General features: G+C 70.6%; 18 protein-coding genes. 9 read left to right on the top strand and 9 right to left on the bottom strand.

What is annotated here, in order from left to right:
- Window positions 1–119: 119 nt before the first annotated feature.
- Both ACZ4D5_RS39350 and ACZ4D5_RS39355 read left to right on the top strand, forming a co-directional pair.
- Complete coding sequence (locus ACZ4D5_RS39350) at window positions 120–1,664, top strand: RNA polymerase sigma factor (RefSeq protein ID WP_467777298.1); 1,545 nt, start codon at window positions 120–122, stop codon at window positions 1,662–1,664.
- 141 nt (window positions 1,665–1,805) lie between these two features.
- Entirely contained in the window at window positions 1,806–2,636 is an 831-nt protein-coding gene (locus ACZ4D5_RS39355; protein ID WP_467777299.1) for a S1 family serine peptidase, read from the top strand.
- Between the two features lie 165 nt (window positions 2,637–2,801).
- Here the strand turns inward: ACZ4D5_RS39355 and ACZ4D5_RS39360 are convergent, their stop codons facing one another.
- Window positions 2,802–3,032: a DUF7455 domain-containing protein gene (locus ACZ4D5_RS39360; protein ID WP_362340157.1), complete on the bottom strand. Its 231-nt coding sequence runs from the start codon at window positions 3,030–3,032 to the stop codon at window positions 2,802–2,804.
- 441 nt (window positions 3,033–3,473) lie between these two features.
- Here ACZ4D5_RS39360 and ACZ4D5_RS39365 point away from each other — a divergent pair, with 441 nt between their 5' ends.
- The 6 genes from ACZ4D5_RS39365 (at window position 3,474) to ACZ4D5_RS39390 (ending at window position 10,483) form a co-directional block, all read left to right on the top strand.
- The gene (locus tag ACZ4D5_RS39365; RefSeq protein WP_467777300.1) at window positions 3,474–5,597 is read left to right on the top strand and encodes a DNA gyrase/topoisomerase IV subunit B; all 2,124 of its coding nucleotides are present in this window, start codon (window positions 3,474–3,476) and stop codon (window positions 5,595–5,597) included.
- A 179-nt stretch (window positions 5,598–5,776) separates the two neighbouring features.
- Window positions 5,777–6,301 (top strand): DUF1453 domain-containing protein, encoded by a 525-nt coding sequence (locus ACZ4D5_RS39370; RefSeq protein WP_467777301.1) that lies wholly within the window; start codon window positions 5,777–5,779, stop codon window positions 6,299–6,301.
- The gene (locus ACZ4D5_RS39375) at window positions 6,298–7,443 is read left to right on the top strand and encodes a sensor histidine kinase (protein WP_467777302.1); all 1,146 of its coding nucleotides are present in this window, start codon (window positions 6,298–6,300) and stop codon (window positions 7,441–7,443) included. Before ACZ4D5_RS39370 ends, ACZ4D5_RS39375 begins: the two co-directional genes overlap by 4 nt.
- Window positions 7,440–8,234: a response regulator transcription factor gene (locus ACZ4D5_RS39380; RefSeq protein WP_467777303.1), complete on the top strand. Its 795-nt coding sequence runs from the start codon at window positions 7,440–7,442 to the stop codon at window positions 8,232–8,234. The genes ACZ4D5_RS39375 and ACZ4D5_RS39380 overlap by 4 nt, the downstream gene beginning before the upstream one ends.
- Window positions 8,235–8,345: 111 nt before the next feature.
- Window positions 8,346–8,894, top strand: coding sequence for a DUF485 domain-containing protein (locus tag ACZ4D5_RS39385; RefSeq protein ID WP_467777304.1), 549 nt, complete (start codon window positions 8,346–8,348; stop codon window positions 8,892–8,894).
- Complete coding sequence (locus ACZ4D5_RS39390) at window positions 8,891–10,483, top strand: solute symporter family protein (RefSeq protein ID WP_467777305.1); 1,593 nt, start codon at window positions 8,891–8,893, stop codon at window positions 10,481–10,483. Before ACZ4D5_RS39385 ends, ACZ4D5_RS39390 begins: the two co-directional genes overlap by 4 nt.
- A gap of 66 nt (window positions 10,484–10,549) precedes the next feature.
- On the opposite strand, the gene ACZ4D5_RS39395 is transcribed toward ACZ4D5_RS39390, so the two are convergent.
- Genes ACZ4D5_RS39395 through ACZ4D5_RS39410 form a run of 4 tightly spaced genes read right to left on the bottom strand, consistent with a single transcriptional unit; the run spans window position 10,550 to window position 15,214 of the window.
- On the bottom strand, window positions 10,550–11,227 hold the full coding sequence (locus tag ACZ4D5_RS39395; RefSeq protein WP_467777406.1) for a response regulator: 678 nt from the start codon (window positions 11,225–11,227) through the stop codon (window positions 10,550–10,552).
- A gap of 23 nt (window positions 11,228–11,250) precedes the next feature.
- Window positions 11,251–12,891, bottom strand: coding sequence for a sensor histidine kinase (locus tag ACZ4D5_RS39400; protein WP_467777306.1), 1,641 nt, complete (start codon window positions 12,889–12,891; stop codon window positions 11,251–11,253).
- A 28-nt stretch (window positions 12,892–12,919) separates the two neighbouring features.
- Window positions 12,920–13,903 (bottom strand): sucrase ferredoxin, encoded by a 984-nt coding sequence (locus ACZ4D5_RS39405; protein ID WP_467777307.1) that lies wholly within the window; start codon window positions 13,901–13,903, stop codon window positions 12,920–12,922.
- Window positions 13,904–13,939: 36 nt separating this feature from the next.
- Entirely contained in the window at window positions 13,940–15,214 is a 1,275-nt protein-coding gene (locus ACZ4D5_RS39410) for a citrate synthase family protein (RefSeq protein WP_467777308.1), read from the bottom strand.
- Window positions 15,215–15,334: 120 nt separating this feature from the next.
- On the opposite strand from ACZ4D5_RS39410, the gene ACZ4D5_RS39415 reads away from it, so the two are divergent.
- The gene (locus tag ACZ4D5_RS39415; RefSeq protein WP_467777309.1) at window positions 15,335–16,525 is read left to right on the top strand and encodes a citrate synthase/methylcitrate synthase; all 1,191 of its coding nucleotides are present in this window, start codon (window positions 15,335–15,337) and stop codon (window positions 16,523–16,525) included.
- Window positions 16,526–16,632: 107 nt separating this feature from the next.
- Here ACZ4D5_RS39415 and ACZ4D5_RS39420 read toward each other — a convergent pair whose 3' ends face one another.
- The 4 genes from ACZ4D5_RS39420 to ACZ4D5_RS39435 form a co-directional block, all read right to left on the bottom strand.
- Entirely contained in the window at window positions 16,633–16,878 is a 246-nt protein-coding gene (locus ACZ4D5_RS39420) for a hypothetical protein (protein WP_467777310.1), read from the bottom strand.
- A 190-nt stretch (window positions 16,879–17,068) separates the two neighbouring features.
- Window positions 17,069–17,743, bottom strand: a complete 675-nt coding sequence (locus tag ACZ4D5_RS39425; protein WP_467777311.1) for a DUF6082 family protein — start codon at window positions 17,741–17,743, stop codon at window positions 17,069–17,071.
- A gap of 108 nt (window positions 17,744–17,851) precedes the next feature.
- Complete coding sequence (locus tag ACZ4D5_RS39430) at window positions 17,852–18,088, bottom strand: hypothetical protein (protein ID WP_467777312.1); 237 nt, start codon at window positions 18,086–18,088, stop codon at window positions 17,852–17,854.
- A 183-nt stretch (window positions 18,089–18,271) separates the two neighbouring features.
- A complete protein-coding gene (locus tag ACZ4D5_RS39435) occupies window positions 18,272–18,772 on the bottom strand; it encodes a DUF6082 family protein (RefSeq protein ID WP_467777313.1) in 501 nt (166 codons plus the stop codon).
- Window positions 18,773–18,786 lie beyond the last annotated feature (14 nt).

The raw sequence follows: 18,786 nt of genomic DNA on the forward strand, positions 1-18,786 counted from the left end.
CGCGGCGCTGTACAGCTCCCCGGCCCCGCCCGCGCCGTCGGCCCAATCCCCAGCCGCCGGTCGTCGGCTCCGGTCCACAGTGGACGGGGCCGGAAGCCGTTTTCCAACGTTCCGAGAGGTTGTTCGTGTCGGCCAGCACATCCCGTACGCTCCCGCCGGAGATCGCCGAATCCGTCTCTGTCATGGCGCTCATCGAGCGGGGAAAGGCTGATGGGCAGATCGCCGGCGATGACGTGCGTCGTGCCTTCGAAGCTGACCAGATTCCGGCCACTCAGTGGAAGAACGTTCTGCGCAGCCTCAACCAGATCCTCGAGGAAGAGGGTGTGACGCTGATGGTCAGTGCCGCGGAGCCAAAGCGCCCCCGCAAGAGCGTCGCAGCGAAGAGCCCGGCCAAGCGCACCGCGACCAGGACGGTCGCGGCCAAGACCGTCACGGCGAAGCCCACCGCCACCGCCGCCACTGAGGCGCCGACCGCGGACGGCTCCGCCGAGGACGCGCCCGCGAAGAAGGTCGCTGCCAAGAAGGCGACGGCCAAGAAGGCCGTCGCGAAGAAGACCGCCGCCAAGAAGACGGCGGCCAAGAAGGCCACCTCCAAGAAGGACGCCGACGAGCTCCTCGACGACGAGGCCACCGACGAGGCACCCGCCACCGGCAAGCCCGGCGAGGGCGAGCCGGCCGAGGAGGGCGCCCAGGGCTTCGTGCTCTCCGACGAGGACGAGGACGACGCGCCGGCCCAGCAGGTCGCCGCCGCCGGTGCCACCGCCGACCCGGTCAAGGACTACCTCAAGCAGATCGGCAAGGTCCCCCTGCTCAACGCCGAGCAGGAGGTCGAGCTCGCCAAGCGCATCGAGGCCGGTCTGTTCGCCGAGGACAAGCTGGCCAACGCCGACAAGCTCGCGCCGAAGCTCAAGCGCGAGCTGGAGATCATCGCCGAGGACGGCCGCCGCGCCAAGAACCACCTCCTGGAGGCCAACCTCCGTCTGGTGGTCTCCCTGGCCAAGCGCTACACCGGCCGCGGCATGCTCTTCCTGGACCTCATCCAGGAGGGCAACCTCGGTCTGATCCGCGCGGTCGAGAAGTTCGACTACACCAAGGGCTACAAGTTCTCCACGTACGCCACCTGGTGGATCCGTCAGGCGATCACCCGCGCCATGGCCGACCAGGCCCGCACCATCCGTATCCCGGTGCACATGGTCGAGGTCATCAACAAGCTGGCCCGTGTCCAGCGCCAGATGCTCCAGGACCTGGGCCGCGAGCCCACTCCGGAGGAGCTGGCCAAGGAACTCGACATGACCCCGGAGAAGGTCATCGAGGTCCAGAAGTACGGCCGTGAGCCGATCTCCCTCCACACCCCCCTGGGTGAGGACGGCGACAGCGAGTTCGGTGACCTCATCGAGGACTCCGAGGCGGTCGTGCCGGCCGACGCGGTCAGCTTCACGCTCCTGCAGGAGCAGCTGCACTCGGTCCTGGACACCCTGTCCGAGCGCGAGGCGGGCGTGGTCTCCATGCGCTTCGGTCTCACGGACGGCCAGCCCAAGACCCTCGACGAGATCGGCAAGGTCTACGGGGTGACGCGTGAGCGCATCCGCCAGATCGAGTCGAAGACGATGTCGAAGCTGCGTCACCCGTCGCGCTCGCAGGTCCTGCGCGACTACCTCGACTAGGCGTCGACGCTCCGCGGAGCACATCTCGGAAGGCCCGAAGTCCGCAGTACGCGGCTTCGGGCCTTTCGCGTGCGCGGGTGCGCGGTGTGCGGCACTGAATGACTCTGGGTATGCCTTGGCAACCCAGAGTGAGGAGATCGCATGCGTCGTCCCTTCGCCCGAGCGTGGACGGGGGCACTGGCTCTGGCGGCCGCGGCCGCCGCCCTGCCGCTGGCTTCCCCGGCACCCGCGGCGGCCGACAGCGTCGTCATCGGGGGCAGCCCGGCGCAGGCGTCGGACAGCCCATGGGCGGTGGCCCTCTCGAGCCGTGACCGGTTCGGAGGTACCCGCGCGGGGCAGTTCTGCGGCGGCGTGGTGGTCGGGCCCTCGACGGTCCTGACGGCGGCCCACTGCATGAGCGAGGACGTGCTCGGGGTGCCGTTGAGCGAGGTGACGGACCTGAAGGTCATCGCGGGCCGCGGAGACCTGCGGACGGCGGACGGCGGCGAGATCCCGGTCAGCGGGGTCTGGATCAACCCGGAGTACGACAGCTACACGAACTCCGGCGACGTGGCGGCCCTGACGCTGGCCGAGCCGCTCCCCGAGGGGTACGCGATCCCCATGGCGGGGCCGGGCGATCCCGCGTACGAGGCGGGGACGGGCGCTGCCGTGTACGGCTGGGGGGACACCACGGGAGCGGGCGACTACGCGCGCACACTGCGCTCGGCGCGCGTGCGGGTGCTGTCCGACGCCATCTGTGAGGAGGCGTATCCGGGCAGTGCCGACGGGAGGTACACGGCCGAGACCATGGTCTGTGCCGGGGAGATGGACGGCCGGCGGGACGCCTGCCAGGGGGACAGCGGTGGACCGCTGGTCGCGCACGGGCGGCTCATCGGGCTCGTGTCCTGGGGGAGCGGCTGCGGACGCGCAGGGAGCCCCGGCGTCTACACGCGGATCTCGGATGTCTCCAGAGTGATGCGTGTCCACAGCTGAGGTGGGCGCTCGCCCGGGGGCGGCCGGGCGTCAGGCCCAGGACGCCTCAGAAGGGCCTCAGAGGCCCCTGTGACGAGAGCGGGCGGCGGCCCCTGCTGTTGGCAGGGGCCGCCGCCCGTTCACCGGCCTGGTGCGCCGGAGCTGGCTCGTCGTGGATGCGAGGTGTCAGCGTTCCTCATCGGTGGCGCTCTCGGGGACGGCCGTCAGCCGCTCCGTCTCGTCCTGTATCTCAGCGGCGATCTTCTTGAGTTCCGGCTCGAACTTGCGGCCGTGATGGGCGCAGAAGAGCAGTTCACCGCCGCTCAACAGGACGACGCGCAGGTATGCCTGGGCGCCGCAGCGGTCGCAGCGATCAGCGGCCGTCAGGGGGCTCGCGGGGGTCAGAACAGTAGTCACGTCGCCTCTTCTCTAGCTCGACGAGCTGTCGTACCAGGGTCAACATCCAACCAGGCCGAAAACGTTCCCGCTCGTGGCTTTTCCTCGAAGTTTCTTTTCGAGGAGGTTGTCCGTTGCCGGTTGGCGGCGAATGTGCCGTATTGCGTCTCTTACGTGTCTTACGGTTTCGCGCTGTCTGTCAGGTCAGGTCGTCCCCGGCTGGCTTGCCGGTTGTTCATGAGGACGTGCCCGGAGCCTAAATGGTTCATGCCTGGAAGGGAACGTGACGTGCGCTTCACTCCAACGAGGGATCGAACACGTATGCGAGTCTGGACTAGTCTGAGTTGAGACGAGGGTGGCGTTACAACCGCTCTACCAGGCCTCGGTACCCTCTGACCGGCAACCCAAGCCGCGTCCTTACCCCAAAGGACTCCCCTTGAAATTCAGCGAGGAGCGAACCGCGTGACCGCCGAGACGTCCGTGCCGTCCACAGCGTTGCTGACCGGAGCAGACCGGGACGGTTCCAACTACACCGCGCGGCACCTGCTCGTCCTGGAGGGGCTCGAGGCCGTCCGCAAGCGTCCGGGCATGTACATCGGGTCGACAGACAGTCGCGGCCTGATGCACTGCCTCTGGGAGATCATCGACAACTCCGTCGACGAGGCCCTGGGCGGTTACTGCGACCACATCGAGGTCATCCTCCACGACGACGCCTCCGTAGAGGTCCGGGACAACGGCCGAGGCATTCCGGTCGACGTCGAGCCCAAGACCGGCCTCTCCGGAGTCGAGGTCGTCATGACGAAGCTGCACGCGGGCGGCAAGTTCGGTGGCGGTTCGTACGCCGCCTCCGGCGGTCTGCACGGAGTGGGCGCCTCCGTGGTGAACGCCCTCTCCGCGCGCCTCGACGTCGAGGTGGACCGCGCCGGGCACACCCACGCGATCAGCTTCCGGCGTGGCGTCCCCGGTGCCTTCGCCAAGCAGGGACCCGACGCGGCCTTCGACCCGTCGGCCAGGCTGAGCAAGGTCAAGAAGATCCCCAAGACCCGCAGCGGCACGCGCGTGCGCTACTGGGCCGACCGCCAGATCTTCCTCAAGGACGCCAAGCTCTCGCTGGAGAACCTCCACCAGCGCGCCCGCCAGACCGCGTTCCTGGTGCCGGGCCTCACCATCGTCGTGCGCGACGAGTTCGGCCTCGGCGAGGGTGGCACGAAGGGTGAGGAATCCTTCCGCTTCGACGGCGGCATCAGCGAGTTCTGCGAGTACCTGGCCCAGGACAAGGCGGTCTGCGACGTCCTCCGATTCTCCGGGCAGGGCACCTTCAAGGAGACGGTGCCGGTACTCGACGACCACGGCCAGATGACGCCGACCGAGGTCACCCGGGAGCTCGGCGTGGACGTCGCGCTGCGGTGGGGCACCGGGTACGACACGACGATCAAGTCCTTCGTCAACATCATCGCCACCCCCAAGGGCGGTACCCACGTCACCGGCTTCGAGCGCTCCCTCACCAAGACGATGAACGAGGCGCTGCGCACCCAGAAGGTGCTGCGCGTGGCCGAGGACGACATCGTCAAGGACGACGCCCTGGAAGGCCTCACCGCGGTCGTCACCGTGCGCCTCGCGGAGCCCCAGTTCGAGGGGCAGACCAAGGAGGTGCTCGGCACCTCCGCCGCCAACCGCATCGTCGCCAACGTGATCGCCAAGGAGCTCAAGGCGTTCCTGACGTCCACGAAGCGGGACGCGAAGGCACAGGCGCGCGCGGTCATGGAGAAGGCCGTGGCCGCCGCCCGCACACGGATCGCGGCGCGTCAGCACAAGGACGCCCAGCGTCGGAAGACGGCACTGGAGTCCTCGTCGCTGCCGGCCAAGCTGGCCGACTGCCGCAGCGACGACGTGGAGCGCAGCGAGCTGTTCATCGTCGAGGGAGACTCCGCGCTCGGCACCGCCAAGCTGGCCCGGAACTCCGAGTTCCAGGCGCTCCTGCCGATCCGCGGCAAGATCCTCAACGTTCAGAAGGCGTCCGTGTCGGACATGCTGAAGAACGCCGAGTGCGGCGCGATCATCCAGGTCATAGGAGCCGGGTCGGGCCGGACCTTCGACATCGACGCGGCGCGCTACGGAAAGATCATCCTGCTCGTCGACGCCGACGTCGACGGCGCCCACATCCGGATCTTGCTGCTGACGCTGTTCCAGCGCTACATGCGGCCCATGGTCGAGGCCGGGCGGGTGTTCGCGGCGGTGCCGCCGCTGCACCGCATCGAACTCAGCCAGCCGAAGAAGGGCCAGGACAAGTACGTCTACACGTACTCGGACCGTGAGCTGCGCGAGACGCTCCTCGAACTGCAGCGCAAGAACGTGCGCTACAAGGACTCGATCCAGCGGTACAAGGGTCTGGGCGAGATGGACGCCGACCAGCTGGCCGAGACGACGATGGACCCGCGCTACCGGACCCTTCGCCGGATCAACATCTCCGACCTGGACTCGGCCGAGCAGGTCTTCGATCTGCTGATGGGCAATGACGTCGCGCCGCGCAAGGAGTTCATCACGAGCTCCGCGGCGACGCTGGACCGCTCGCGCATCGACGCGTGACCGGCCGCGGGAGTTCGTGACGCGCTGCGGGAGCCGGGTCCTCCACCCACGGGTGGAGGACCCGGCTCCACCCGTTTTCAACCCCTGCTCCGATCCCGTGACCAGGCGATTTCCGTAGCGTCGAAGGCGTCGATCCTCCTCGGATCGGCCTCGCCCTCGCGCGTCGTACGGAGGCTGACATGTCCGGGCTCACCAACGCACTGGTGATCTGCGCCGTCGTGGCGCTGGTGGTCGTCCGCCAGTTCAAGGCGCAGCGGATCGACGCGGACCGGCGTTGGTGGGTGATACCGGCGGTGCTGGTCGTCATGGCCGTGCGCGAGCCCGATCTGATCGACTCCCGGCACCAGGCGGCGTCCGTGACACTGCTCGCCGCCGAGCTGCTCGTCGGCCTGGCCATGGGGGCCGGCTGGGCGCGGACCTCGCATGTGTGGGCCGAGCAGGACGGCACCGTGTGGAGCAAGGGCACCAAGGCCACCGCGGTGGTCTGGGCCGCCGGGATAGGCCTGCGGGCCGGCCTGTTCGGGATCGGCACGCTGCTGCACGTGCGTCAGGGCAGCGCCGCGCTGATGCTGGCTCTCGCGGCCACCCTGCTGGTCCGCAGCGGCCTGCTCGTCCTGCGCACCGGTGCCGCGCCCGGCCCCGGACGCCCGACGTACGGTGTGGGCGACGCGGCGTACGAGCCGATGCGGAAGGACCCCGTGTGAGGTGGGACCGGTGGACGAGATGGCCCTCCCAGGAGGCGCTCGCGTGGGCTGGGCTCAGTCTGGCCCGGCTGTGGTTCGTCGGCGTTGTGCGTGCGGTGGTCCTCGGCGCGCTGCTGTGGAACGCGTTCCATGAGGACCGCGGTTGGCGCCTGGTGGCCGGATTGGCGATGGTCGCCGCCGTCACCTGGGCGGGGTGGGCGTTCTTCCGCGTCTCGTTCGCCCATCGGTTGCGGCCGTCCCTGGCGCTGGTGGCCCTGCTGATGGGAGCCGCTCTCGCCGCGCAGTTCGGCGACTGGCGGATGCTCGCGCTGGTGCTGTGGTGCGGCTCGGCCGTCTCGGCCCTGGAGAGGCTGCCGCTCATCGCGTGCGTGCCGTGCGTCGTCGTCGCCATGGCCGGGTACGCCGCGTACACCGACGACAGCTGGCTCGTCACGGCGCTCACCGTCGTCGGTCTCGTGCTCGCCGGGTACACCCTGAGACTGGACGCCGAGGCGCGGGGCAGCTCCATCCGGCTGCTCGCCCAGGAGCGGGCAGCGCGGGCCGCGGAGGCCGAGTCGGCCGCGCTCGCCGAGCGGGCCCGCATCGCCCGCGAGATCCACGACGTGCTCGCGCACAGCCTCTCCGCGCAGCTCGTCCACCTGGAGGCGGCCCGCCTGCTGATCGAGGGGGACGCGACCAGGGAGCAGATCCTGGACCGGGTCGTGGCGGCGCGGTCCATGGCGAGGGAGGGGCTCGCCGAGACCAGGCAGGCGCTGTCGGCCCTGCGCGGCGAGATGACGCCGGTGGAGGACTTCCTGCGGGAGCTGGTCACCGCGGACCGGGCGTCGGTCACCGTGACGGGGGAGCGGCGGGCCCTGCCCGCCGAGGCCTCCCAGGCGGTGCGCAGAGTGGCGCAGGAGGCCCTGACGAACGTGCGCAAGCACGCGCCGGGCGCGAAGGTCCAGGTGTGCCTGGCCTACGGGGAGGGTGAAGTGAGGCTGGACGTAAGGGATTCGGGAGCGAGATCGCCGGGGGAGCTCGCCTCCTCCGGGGCCGGGTACGGTCTGCTCGGGATGCGTGAGCGGGCCGAGCTCCTGGGCGGGTCCCTGGAGGCAGGACCGGGCGAGGAGGGCTTCGTGGTGACGCTGAGGGTGCCGGGATGACGACGGACGACGGCACCGCCAGGGCAGTGGGCGGCAGGCCGGATGGAGCTGCCGGTGACCGGCCGGACCACACCGGTGGCGCTGTGGGGGACAAGCGGAACAAGCCCGTCGGGAGAGGCGGCAGGCCACCCGCGCGGGTGATTGTGGTCGACGATCAGACCGTGGTGCGCGAGGGCATCGTGATGCTGCTGGGGCTGTTGCCCGGGATCGAGGTCGTGGGCTCCGGCGGCGACGGCGAGGAGGCCGTGCGCCTCGTCGCCGAACTCTCGCCGGACGTGGTCCTGATGGACTTGCGCATGCCCCGCTGCGACGGCGCGGAGGCCACGCGGCGCATCCGTGCCGAGTATCCGCGGACACAGGTCGTCGTGCTCACCACCTACGCGGACGACGATTCGCTGTTCCCGGCGCTCAAGGCGGGGGCGCGCGGCTATCTGACCAAGGACGCGGGCGGGGACGAGATCGTGCGGGCCGTCGAGGACGTGCTCTCGGGCGACGCGGGACTCTCTCCGGGCATCCAACGACGGCTTCTCGAAAGGCTGTCGGAGCCGGATTCCGTTCCCGTGGTGGAGCCGCCCGACGGGCTCACCGCGCGCGAGACCGAGGTGGTCGTCCTGATCGCCGAGGGGATGAGCAACCACGAGATCGCCCGCGCGCTGCACGTCTCCACCGCGACGGTGAAGACCCATATCAACAATCTCTTCGCGAAGGCGGGCCTCAAGGACCGCGCGCAGGCGGTCCGTTACGCGTACCGGCACGGTCTCGCCAAGCCTGAAGGGGGTGCTCGTACCTGACGTGACTTCACCTGATGGGGTGAAGAGCGTGGGGAGAAGAGTTGGGGATCTTTCCGTTCTGTCCATCCTTGGGCACGCGGCCGAACAGGGCTGCGGACTAAGGAGAGTTCGGTGGAGAAGCACGACGGCTCCCATGGGGCGCCGGGCCGGGCCGAGGCCGGTCGGAGCCGGTCCGGTGACCTGAGGGACCCCTGGTACGACGCGCTCGCCTCCGGCTGGGGAGAGCTGGACGGCACGGGCGCGCCGGCCTCCGTGGCGCCGTCCCGGGCCGACGCCCGGCCGCGGACCCCGAGCCCGGCGGACATCTACCTGGAGGTGCAGCGGAGCGACGCCTTCCAGGAAGTGCGCAGCAGGTACCGGCGGTTCGTGATTCCGGCCGTCGCCCTCTTCTTCACCTGGTACGTGGCGTACGTCGTGACCGCGACGGCGGCGCCGGGGCTCATGGCACGCCCCGTGGCGGGCGCCGTGAACGTGGCGATGCTGGCGGGGCTCGGGCAGTTCCTCTCGACGTTCCTGCTGACCTGGGCGTACGCGCGGCATGCGCGGCTGCGGCGGGACAGGGCGGCGCTCGATCTGCGCTGGGCCGTGTTCGAGCAGAAGCGGGAACAGGCCCAGCGGCATGGGCAGGGCGTGGCACGGGGGACGGGGGCGGGGCGATGACGGGAGACCACCAGACCCTCGCCCTCGTGCTGTTCGGCGTGTTCGTGGCCGTCACGCTCGCGATCACTTCATGGGCGAGCCGCAACCGGCACGGTTCCGCCGAGGAGTTCTACGCGGGCGGACGGCTCTTCTCGCCCATGGAGAATGGTTTTGCCATCGCCGGTGACTACATGTCGGCGGCCTCCTTCCTCGGCATCTCCGGGCTGATCGCACTCTTCGGGTACGACGGGCTGCTCTACTCCGTGGGCTTTCTCGTGGCCTGGCTCGTCGTGTTGTTCCTCGTGGCCGAACTCGTGCGCAACTGCGGCCGGTTCACGCTCGCCGACGTCGTCGCCGCGCGGATGCGGGAGCGGCCCGTGCGGATCGCCGCGGGAACGTCGTCGGTGACCGTGTCCGTTCTCTATCTGGTGGCGCAGATGGTGGGGGCGGGCTCACTGGTGGCGCTGCTGCTGGGCGGGACGAGCGGCGCGGCGCAGACCTGGACGGTGATCGGCGTCGGCGCGCTCATGGTGATCTATGTGTCGTTGGGAGGGATGCGGGCCACCACCTGGATCCAGATCGTCAAGGCGGTCCTGCTGATGGGCGGCGCGATCGCGCTGACCGTGCTCGTCCTGGTGCGCTTCCACGGGGACTTCGACCATCTGCTGCGGACCGCCGCCGACCGCAGCGGGCACGGCGCCGGGTTCCTGGCGCCCGGCCTGAAGTACGGCGGCGACTGGACCGCGCGGCTCGACTTCATCAGCCTCGGACTCGCGCTCGTGCTCGGCACCGCGGGGCTGCCGCACATCCTCTCCCGCTTCTACACCGTGCCGACCGCGCGAGCCGCTCGTCGCTCGGTCGTCTGGTCCATCGGTCTGATCGGCAGCTTCTATCTGATGACGATCGTGCTCGGCTTCGGCGCGGCCGCGATCGTGGGCTCCGAAGCGGTGCGCGGTTCGAATGCCGCGGGGAACACGGCAGTTCCGCTCCTGGCGCTCGATCTGGGAGGCGGCGCGGACTCCACAGGCGGAACGGTTCTCTTCGCGATCGTCGCCGCCGTCGCCTTCGCCACGATCCTCGCCGTGGTCGCCGGTATCACGCTCGCCTCCTCCGCATCCGTGGCCCACGACCTGTACGCGTCCTTGAAGCGCCGGACGGCGAAGCCGCGCAGTGAAGTGGCCGTGGCGCGCGTGGCCGCGGCCGGGATCGGGGTGGTCGCGATCGGCCTCGGTCTGCTGGCCCGCGATCTCAATGTGGCGTTCCTGGTGGGCCTCGCCTTCGCGGTCGCCGCGTCCGCCAATCTGCCGGTGCTGCTGTACTCCCTGTTCTGGCGGAGCTTCACCACGCGGGGGGCGGTGTGGTCGGTGTACGGCGGACTGCTGCCCGCGCTCGCGCTGGTGATCCTGTCGCCCGTGGTCTCCGGAGGGCCCAACTCCCTTTTCCCCGGGGTGGACTTCCAGTACTTCCCCCTGGAGAACCCTGGCCTCGTCTCCATCCCGCTGGGCTTCCTCGCGGGATGGCTCGGCACGGTGACCTCGCGCGAGGAGGCGGACGAGGCCAAGCACGCGGAGACGGAGGTGCGTTCGCTCACCGGCGCCGGTGCGGCGTAACGATTCCCCGCGGCTGCCCTGAGCGGATTCCTGGCGGCCGCCCTGCAAGGGAGCCGCGCGGGAACGCTAGACGCTCGCCGCCCACTCGTAGCGGTGCTCGGGGCGGCCCGTGTCGCCGTACTTGAGGCTCAGCCGGACCCGCCCCGTGCGCTCCAGGAGCTTCAGATAGCGCTGTGCCGTCTGTCGGCTCAGCCGTGTGCGGTCCGCCAACTCCTGGGCGGAGAGCGGCCCGTCAGCGGCCATCAGGGCCCGGCGCACCAGTTCCGCCGTCGTGGGGGAGTGCCCCTTGGGCAGCTCGGGCGCCGGGGTCGAGGAGAGCGCGCCGAAGATCCGGTCGACCTCGGCCTGCTCGGCCTCGCCCCCGCCGTCCAGCGTGCGGCGCAGCGTCGCGTACGCATCGAGCTTGGCGCGAAGGCCCGCGTACGAGAACGGCTTGACCAGGTACTGGAGCGCGCCATGGCGCATCGCCGCCTGCACGGTGGCGACATCGCGTGCCGCGGTCACCATGATCACGTCGGTCTGATGGCCGCGCTCACGCAACGTACGGACGACCGAAAGCCCGGTCTCGTCCGGCAGGTAGTGATCCAGCAGCACCAGGTCGACGGGGACGTCGGCGACGAGACGCAGCGCTTCGGCGGCGTTGTGCGCCTTGGCCGCCACCCGGAAGCCGGGGATCTTCGCCACGTAGGCGGCGTTGACGTCCGCGACCCGGACGTCGTCGTCCACGACCAGGACGTCGATCAACGTGTCCTCCTCCAGGGCGGCGGTCATCGCGCGTCCTCCGTAGTGGCGAGCTCCGGCTCCCTGAGCGCCTCGGGCAGGACGACCGTGAACTCCGCGCCCCCGTCGGGCGCTTCGTCGACCGCGGCGCTTCCGCCCTGCCGCTCGGCGAGCCTGCGGACCAGGGCGAGGCCGATGCCGCGCTTGCCGTGGGCCGGCGGCTCCTTGGTGGTCCACCCCTCGGTGAAGATCGTCTCGCGCTGTTCGGCGGGCACTCCGGGGCCGGTGTCGCGCACTCGGAGGACCACGGCCCGCCCCTCGGCGCGCACGGCGACCTCCACGCGCGCGTGGCGGGTGCCCGCGGCGGCGTCGAGCGCGTTGTCGACGAGGTTGCCGACGATCGTGACCAGGCCGCCCGGGTCGACGAGCCGGTCGGGCAGCGCCGTCTCGCGCGGCACGGAGAGGGCGACACCACGCTCCGCGGCCACCGTGGCCTTGCCGACCAGCAGGGCCGCGAGCAGCGGATCGCGGATCTTCTCGGTGATCTGCTCGGCGGTCACCCGGTGCGCGCCCGCCACCTCGCCGACGAACTCCGCCGCCTCCTCGTACATCTCCAGCTCCAGCAGGCCCAGGAGCGTGTGCATGCGGTTGGCGTGTTCGTGGTCCTGGGCGCGCAGGGCGTCGATGAGGCCGCGCGTGGAGTCGAGTTCGCGGCCGAGCTGCTCCAGCTCGGTGCGGTCGCGCAGGGTGGCGACGGCACCTCCGTCGTCGGTGGGCATGCGGTTGGCGACCAGGACGCGCTGCCCGCGGACGGTCAGCAGGTCGGTGCCGGTGACCCGGCCCGCGAGCACATCGGTCGTACGTCCCGGGCCGAGCGCGTCGTCGAGCGGCTGTCCGATGACCTCCGTGCCGAGGCCGAGAAGGCGCTGCGCCTCGTCGTTGAGCAGCCGGATCCGACCGCCGCGGTCCAGGGCGACGACTCCTTCACGGATGCCGTGCAGCATCGCCTCGCGCTCCGCGAGCAGGGCGGAGATGTCGGAGAAGGCCAGGTCGCGGGTCTGTCGCTGCACCCTGCGCGAGATCAGATACGCGGCGAGCGCACCGACCGCGAGCGCGCCGCCCGCGTAGGCGAGCAGCCCCGGGATCGCATGCACCAGGCGGGCCCGCACGCTGTCGTACTCGATGCCTACGGAGACGGCGCCCACGATGTCGCCCTGCGCGTTCCTCAGCGCCACCTTGCCGCGCGCCGAGCGGCCCAGCGTGCCGTTGTCGATCTCCATGACCTCGCGGCCCGCGAGGGCGTCGCTGGGGTCCGTCGAGACGACCCTGCCGATCTGGTCGCGGTCGGTGTGGGACCAGCGCACGCCTTCCTTGTTCATGATCACGACGTACTCGGCGCCGCTGGCCCGTCGGATCCGCTCGGCCGCGGCCTGCACGGGCCCGCCGGGCGTGGGCCGCGAGGACTCCAGGTCCTCGGCGACCTGCGGCTGGGCGGCCGTCGTCTGCGCGATGGCGAGCGCGCGGCGCATGGCCTGGTCGTCGAGCTGATCACTCAGCGGTGCGAGGAAGAGTCCCGTGGCGAGCACCGCGACTCCGGCGGCGATGGCCAGCTGCATCAGCAGCACCTGCGAGAACACGCGCCTGGGCAGACCGAGGCGGAGGCGTCGCGCAGGGGAGGTCGGGCTCATGTGTACGAACGGTACGGGCGCGAGCGGGCTACTCCGAAGTCAGTGTGGCGGGGATCTCGTACGCGGAGCTCTCGCGGGCCGGCCGGTGGGCGGGCCCCTCGACCTCGCCCGCAAGCGCGCGCACCGCCACCACGTCCATCCGCGCGGGGGAGCCGAGCGCCGCGCCGCAGCTCTCCGGGCGGGGTGGCAGCGAAGCTCCCTGCGCGACGGTCACCCGCCACCGGCGGCCGTCGCGGTGCGCGACGGTCACCTCCCAGCGCGGGGCCGTGCCGTCCGTGCGCACCACGCTCAGGGCCCCCGCGGCGCCCTCGCCCGTCGACCTGCGCACCGCGAGCTCGGCGGCCTGTCCGGGGCGCTCCCAGGCGGAGTTGCCCCGGCAGCCCTCGGTGACGACACGACCCGTGCGTACGGCGCCGAGGATCCCCTTGACCGCGTGGGCGTCCGTCCGGCCGTACGCGTATCCGTACGGCAGCACGAGCAGCGTGGGCGAGAAGCGATGACCACCCAGATGTGTGATTTCCCAGACGCCCTCCTCACCCGCGTCGGCGAGCTCGGCGGCAAGGGGCCTGCCGAGCAGGGCACAGCAGCGGTCGCGCTTGCCGTTGGTGCAGACGAGCGCGAGCGGGGCGCCCGTGTGCGGAGTGCCGAAGCCGCCGTGGTCGCCCGCGCCGAGGGCCGCGAAGTCGAGGTTCAGCAGCTCGCCCGGGTCGGCGGTCACCGCGCCGCGCAGCCAGGTGCGGCCGGGCGAGGTGTGCCCCACGTACACCTGGTGCCGGGTCGGGGTGTGGCAGTCAGCGTGGCGTCCGGGGCGGCGGATGAGCGCGACGCGGACGCCGGTGCCCTCGGCGGCCGCCTCCAGGGCCCTGCCGACCTCCGGATCGAGGTGGCTGGACGTCAGCGCCTTGGCGCCCCAAGGGCCCGGCTGTTCCAGCAGGAGCCATGTCCTGGCGGTGGCCGCGGTCCCCGCGAGAGGCTCGTTCATGTCCCGCGAGGCGGTCGCGCACGTACTCACGCAGGTGAGCCTAACCCGCGTTCCCACGCGGGTCGTTCACGCCTCACGGGGCGAGGTCTCCGGAGAGGGCAGCGGCTGGGGCGGGCGCACGCCGACGTACTGGCCGCTGGGGCGCATGCGCAGCGGCCGTTCCTCGTACTCCTCCAGGGCGTGCGCGATCCACCCCGCCGTGCGGGCCACCGCGAAGATGGTCTCGCCCGCTTCCGCCGGCATTCCGGATGAGGTGGTGAGGACGGCCAGGGCGAGGTCGACATTGGCCCGCAGGTCCGTGTGGCGGGCGGTGGTGGCGACCACGTCGCGGGCCGCGGCGAGGGCGGGGCCGGCCTTCGGCATCACTTCCAGGAGGCCGAACAGGGCCTGTGCGCGCGGGTCTTCACCGGGGTAGAGGCGGTGGCCGAGTCCGGGGACACGGCGGCCCGCGCGCAGTTCGTCGGCCACTACGGGGGTGGCGCTGCCGCGGTCGAGCACGTCGAGGAGCATGCGGTGGGCGAGACCGCTGGCCGCTCCGTGCAGCGGGCCCTCCAGGACGCCGAGGCCGGCGGACACCGCCGCGTAGGGGTGGGCGCGCGCCGACGCGGCGACCCGCACGGCGAGCGTCGACGCGGCGAGGTCGTGGTCGACCAACAGCGCGAGGGCCGTGTCCAGCGCGTGCAGCGAGGCCTCGTCGGGTTTGGCGCCGGTGAGCCGGGCCCACAGGCGGCGGGCCAGCGGGCCTTCGTCCCGGTAGTCGCGCCTGACGGGCGGGAGCGCGGCGACGAGCGTGGGGATCAGCGTGCGCGCGGTGCCGATGACGGCCTCTTCGGAGAGGTCGAAGCGGAGCGGGTCGGCCGCCGCGGCGGAGATGGCGGCGACGCGCAGCCGGTCGGTCGGTCCGCTGTGCTCGGGCAGGGCGCCGACGGCGCGACGGGCCGCGGCGACGGTCTCCTTCGGGGCGGTGAAGCCGATGCCGGGGCGCAGGACGCCGGTCCACAGCCACTCGGCGACCTCTTCGTAGGAGTACGCCAGGGCGAGTTCCGCGGCGTCGACACCGCGGAAGTAGTAGCGGTCCTTGTCGATGAGCGTGATGCGGGTGCGTACGGAGAGTTCGTTGGCCGTGGTCTGCGCCGCGGGTTCGCGCCTGTTCTTGCGGGCCAGCGCCTCGACCTCCTTGGGGTCGAACGTGCTGCCCCGTGCCCCCGGTCCGCGCCGGCTGCTCAGCTGGCCGCGACTCACGTACGCGTACACGGTCTCGGGCTTCACGCCGAGCAACTCGGCGGCTTCCTTGGTGCTCAGCCGCCGCCGACCGTCGTGCGCGGCTCCTTGATCCGTCATGGGCGTCACCGTATCCGCATCCCGATGCCTGCATCTTGATATTGATTGAATCAATATTGACAGAGCTTCAGTCAAGCATGGACAGTCAAATCAAGTCCAGGGAGGAAGTCGAGGAAGAACATGCCGATCAATGGCTCCGCCGCCACCCCCGCCGAGCCCGTCGAGGTCCCACGAGGACTCGCGGGTGTCGTCGTCACCGAGACCGAACTCGGCGACGTCAGGGGATATGAGGGCTTCTACCACTACCGCCAGTACTCGGCCGTCGAGCTCGCGCAGAGCCGCGGCTTCGAGGACGTCTGGCACCTGATGTTCCACGGCGAGCTGCCGGACGCCGGGCAGAGCGCCGCCTTCGCCGCGCAGACCGCGCTCCTGCGCCACCTGCCCGACGAGGTGCGTGACGCGCTGCCCGCCATCGCCCGCGCCAGCGTGCTGTCGGGACCGCTCTCCGGGCTGCGCACGGCCCTGTCGCTCCTCGGGGCCTCGAAGGGCTTCCGTCCGGTGTACGACATCGACGACGACCGGCGCCGCGCGGACGCCCTGGCCGCGTCCGCCGTGGTGCCGACGCTGCTCACCGCGCTGTACCGGCTCGGCCAGGGTCTCGACCCCGTCGAGCCGCGCGACGACCTGTCGTACGCCGCCAACTACCTGTACATGCTGACTGGTTCGGAGCCGGACGCCGCGCGTGCGCGGGCGATCGAGCAGTACTTGATCTCGACCATTGATCACGGGTTCAACGCGTCAACGTTCACCGCGCGGGTCATCACCTCGACCGGCGCTGATGTGGCGGCCTGTCTGGTGGGCGCCGTCGGTGCGCTGTCGGGGCCTCTGCACGGTGGGGCGCCGAGCCGGGCCCTGGACACCCTTGACGCGATCGGCACACCCGAGCGTATCGACGGCTGGATCCGCGAGCGCGTTCTCGCGGGGGACCGCATCATGGGCTTCGGGCACCCCGTCTACCGCACCGAGGACCCGCGCTCGCGGATGCTGCGGGGCATCGCCGAGCAGTTCGGCGGCGAGATGGTGGAGTTCGCGGTCGAGGTCGAGCGGCGCGTCGAGGCGATCCTCGCGGAGCTGAAGCCGGGGCGGGAGCTGCACACGAACGTGGAGTTCTACGCCGGAGTGGTCATGGAACTCTGCGGCCTCCCGCGCGAGATGTTCACGCCGACCTTCGCGTCCGCGCGGGTGGTGGGCTGGAGCGCCAACATCCTTGAACAGGCGCGCGATTCGAAGATCATTCGGCCGGCGGCGCGGTATGTGGGGGAGGCCCCGCCGGTTCCGGTTCCTCCGGGGCCGGCGTCGCGGGAGGTCTGAACGGTGAGGGGGCCTGGCCGCTCTTGACGTGGCCAGGCCCAGGTGGTTGTGGACAGGTGGCTCCGGACGGCCCGTGCGGCGACGTGCGCCGGAGCGTGGCTCAGAGGTCAGACATCAGGGATGTCGATCTTGGCGCGAATTAGTGTCTCGCGGGTGATGACCACGATCCGTTCGTCATTCGAACGCCCCGCGTCGGACGGGAGTTTGCTGTCGAGTGCCGCAGTCCTGTCGGTGCCGATGACGGCGAAGGAGCCGTCGCTCAGCTCAAAGATGTCGGGGCACGTGTTGCCGTCGAGGCTGCCGCGCTGACGAGGGGAGGCGCCGATGCGGCGGGTGATGTCTGGTGTGGTCACGAGCGGTAGGTTCCCATTCGCCAGGGGCGTGATTGCGCCACTTTCACCCAACCAGGACAGGCGAGAATGAGCCAACCTGCGCTCTGATGCTCCCTCTTGTCAGAGGTGAGGGCGCGTGCCGCCTGTCAGGTGTGAGAGCGCGTGCCGCCCATCAGGGGTGGGGGCGCCTGTCGTCGGCGACCGCCGCTCTTCAGGAGGAGCCGTGCGGGGCGGACGGTGGGGGCGGGGGAGGCGGCACGAAGTACGCGGCGGACAGCACGGGCGGCCCCGCGGCCACGGCGGCGGCGTAAGCCTCGTCGGCGATACGCACGAAACGGCGCAGCCGGCGATCGGGGCTCGACTCGGTGAGGCGCTGCCACGACGGCCCGCTGTTCGCCCAGTAGGCGCGGCCGACCTCGCCGCGGAAGTAGTCCTCCAGCGTGGCCCGAATCGTGGCCTCGTCGTACAGGTTCAGCTTGAAGTCGCTGCTCCACATGCTGACGATCAGGTTGCTCACGAGGAGCTGACGCCAACGCTGTTGTGTGACGGGTGTGTTGGGCGGCTCCCAGCACACCAGGTAGTCCGGATCGCCCAAGGTGAGCTGAGTGAGCTCACGGTGTGCGGAGCGATGGGCCTCCTCGTGCTGGATGCGGGTCTGTCGCGCCTGGTGTGCGATGGAGAGGGCGACGCCCACCAGGGCGGCGGCCGAGAAGAGCGCGGACAGCGCGCCGTACGTCTGGCTGATGTCGCTGAGGTGGTTCCAGTCCATCCCGTGCGGCGCGAGGCCGCGGAGGACGAAGGGGGTCGCGGAGATGGCGGCGAGTGAGGCCAGAGCCGCACCGCCCCATATCGCCGCGCCGTGGGACCTGCCGCTGGGTGGTGTCACGATGGCGCCTCCTCCGGCCATGCCCGATGGGCGTGGCCACCGTGTTCGTCGCGGGAGGCCGCCCCGCGGCGCAGGCGTCGCCCGTACCGCGGAACGGTCACTGCGTCACTATTTGTCAGGGATGTCCGCCTTGGCCCGGATCAACGTTTCCCGGCTGATGACGACGATGCGTTCGTAGTCGGCTCGTCCGGCGTCGGGCGGCAGTTCCGGATCCAGCGCCTCGGTCTGATCCGTGCCGATGACAGCGAAGTTGCCGTCGGTGAGCTCGAACATGTCGGGGCAGTTCTGGCCGGTGAGGCTGCCTCGTTGACGAGGAGACGCACCAATGCGGCGCACAATCTTCAAAGGGATCCCGGTCCTGTGGATGCAGCGGATGAGTCGGCGGAAGAGTACGGCGATGTGATGGGCTATTCCGCTGATACGGCGACAAAGGTGAGATTCACAGGAGAGCGAGATCCACTTGTGACGTAGGGGATCCGCCTGCCGGGCCGGGTGGCTGCCCCGTCAGGGCGGCGATGACCTTGCCGTTCATTCCGGCGGCCTGCCCACGACCCACCACTCCTCGGTGTCCGCCTCGTCGAGGTCGTGGACCAACTCGTCCACCATGCGGCCGATCTGGGCCTCCACGGAGTCTTCTTCGAGGCTTGCCCTGGCGGCCCGGGTCGCCTCCCAGTACTCGCGGAAAATGGGGTTCTGCAGGGTGCCTCGCAGATGACCGAAGAGCTCCACCCGGTTGACGTTGCCGATGCGATAGGCGAGCAGGGCGTTGGTGTACAGGGCGTTGGCGAAGAGGAACTGGCGGTGTTTCGCGGGCGGAACCGCGCCGTCGTAGGTGTCGAGCACGGCGGCCAGCGCGGGATCTTCCAGCGCCTTGCTCAGCAGTTCCCACTGGAGCCGCTGCTGGTTGGCGAGGTCGACGTGCCGCTGCTGTTCGCTCCGGTCCGTCTGCTCGCATCGTTCGAGCCGCAGCCGCAACTTCTTGAGCTGGTGTTGCTGGTTGATGAGGGCACCGAAGGTGCCGACGGTCAAGGCCAGGCCCGCTG

It is taken from the genome of Streptomyces sp. NPDC025651, from assembly GCF_055558735.1.

Excerpts from the sequence above, each read along its gene's own strand:
- ACZ4D5_RS39400 (WP_467777306.1), bottom strand. The coding sequence starts at position 12,891 with ATGAGCCCGACCTCCCCTGCGCGACGCCTCCGCCTCGGTCTGCCCAGG.
- ACZ4D5_RS39380 (WP_467777303.1), top strand. The coding sequence starts at position 7,440 with ATGACGACGGACGACGGCACCGCCAGGGCAGTGGGCGGCAGGCCGGAT.
- ACZ4D5_RS39415 (WP_467777309.1), top strand. The coding sequence starts at position 15,335 with ATGCCGATCAATGGCTCCGCCGCCACCCCCGCCGAGCCCGTCGAGGTC.
- ACZ4D5_RS39370 (WP_467777301.1), top strand. The coding sequence starts at position 5,777 with ATGTCCGGGCTCACCAACGCACTGGTGATCTGCGCCGTCGTGGCGCTG.
- ACZ4D5_RS39355 (WP_467777299.1), top strand. The coding sequence starts at position 1,806 with ATGCGTCGTCCCTTCGCCCGAGCGTGGACGGGGGCACTGGCTCTGGCG.
- ACZ4D5_RS39410 (WP_467777308.1), bottom strand. The coding sequence starts at position 15,214 with ATGACGGATCAAGGAGCCGCGCACGACGGTCGGCGGCGGCTGAGCACC.
- ACZ4D5_RS39390 (WP_467777305.1), top strand. The coding sequence starts at position 8,891 with ATGACGGGAGACCACCAGACCCTCGCCCTCGTGCTGTTCGGCGTGTTC.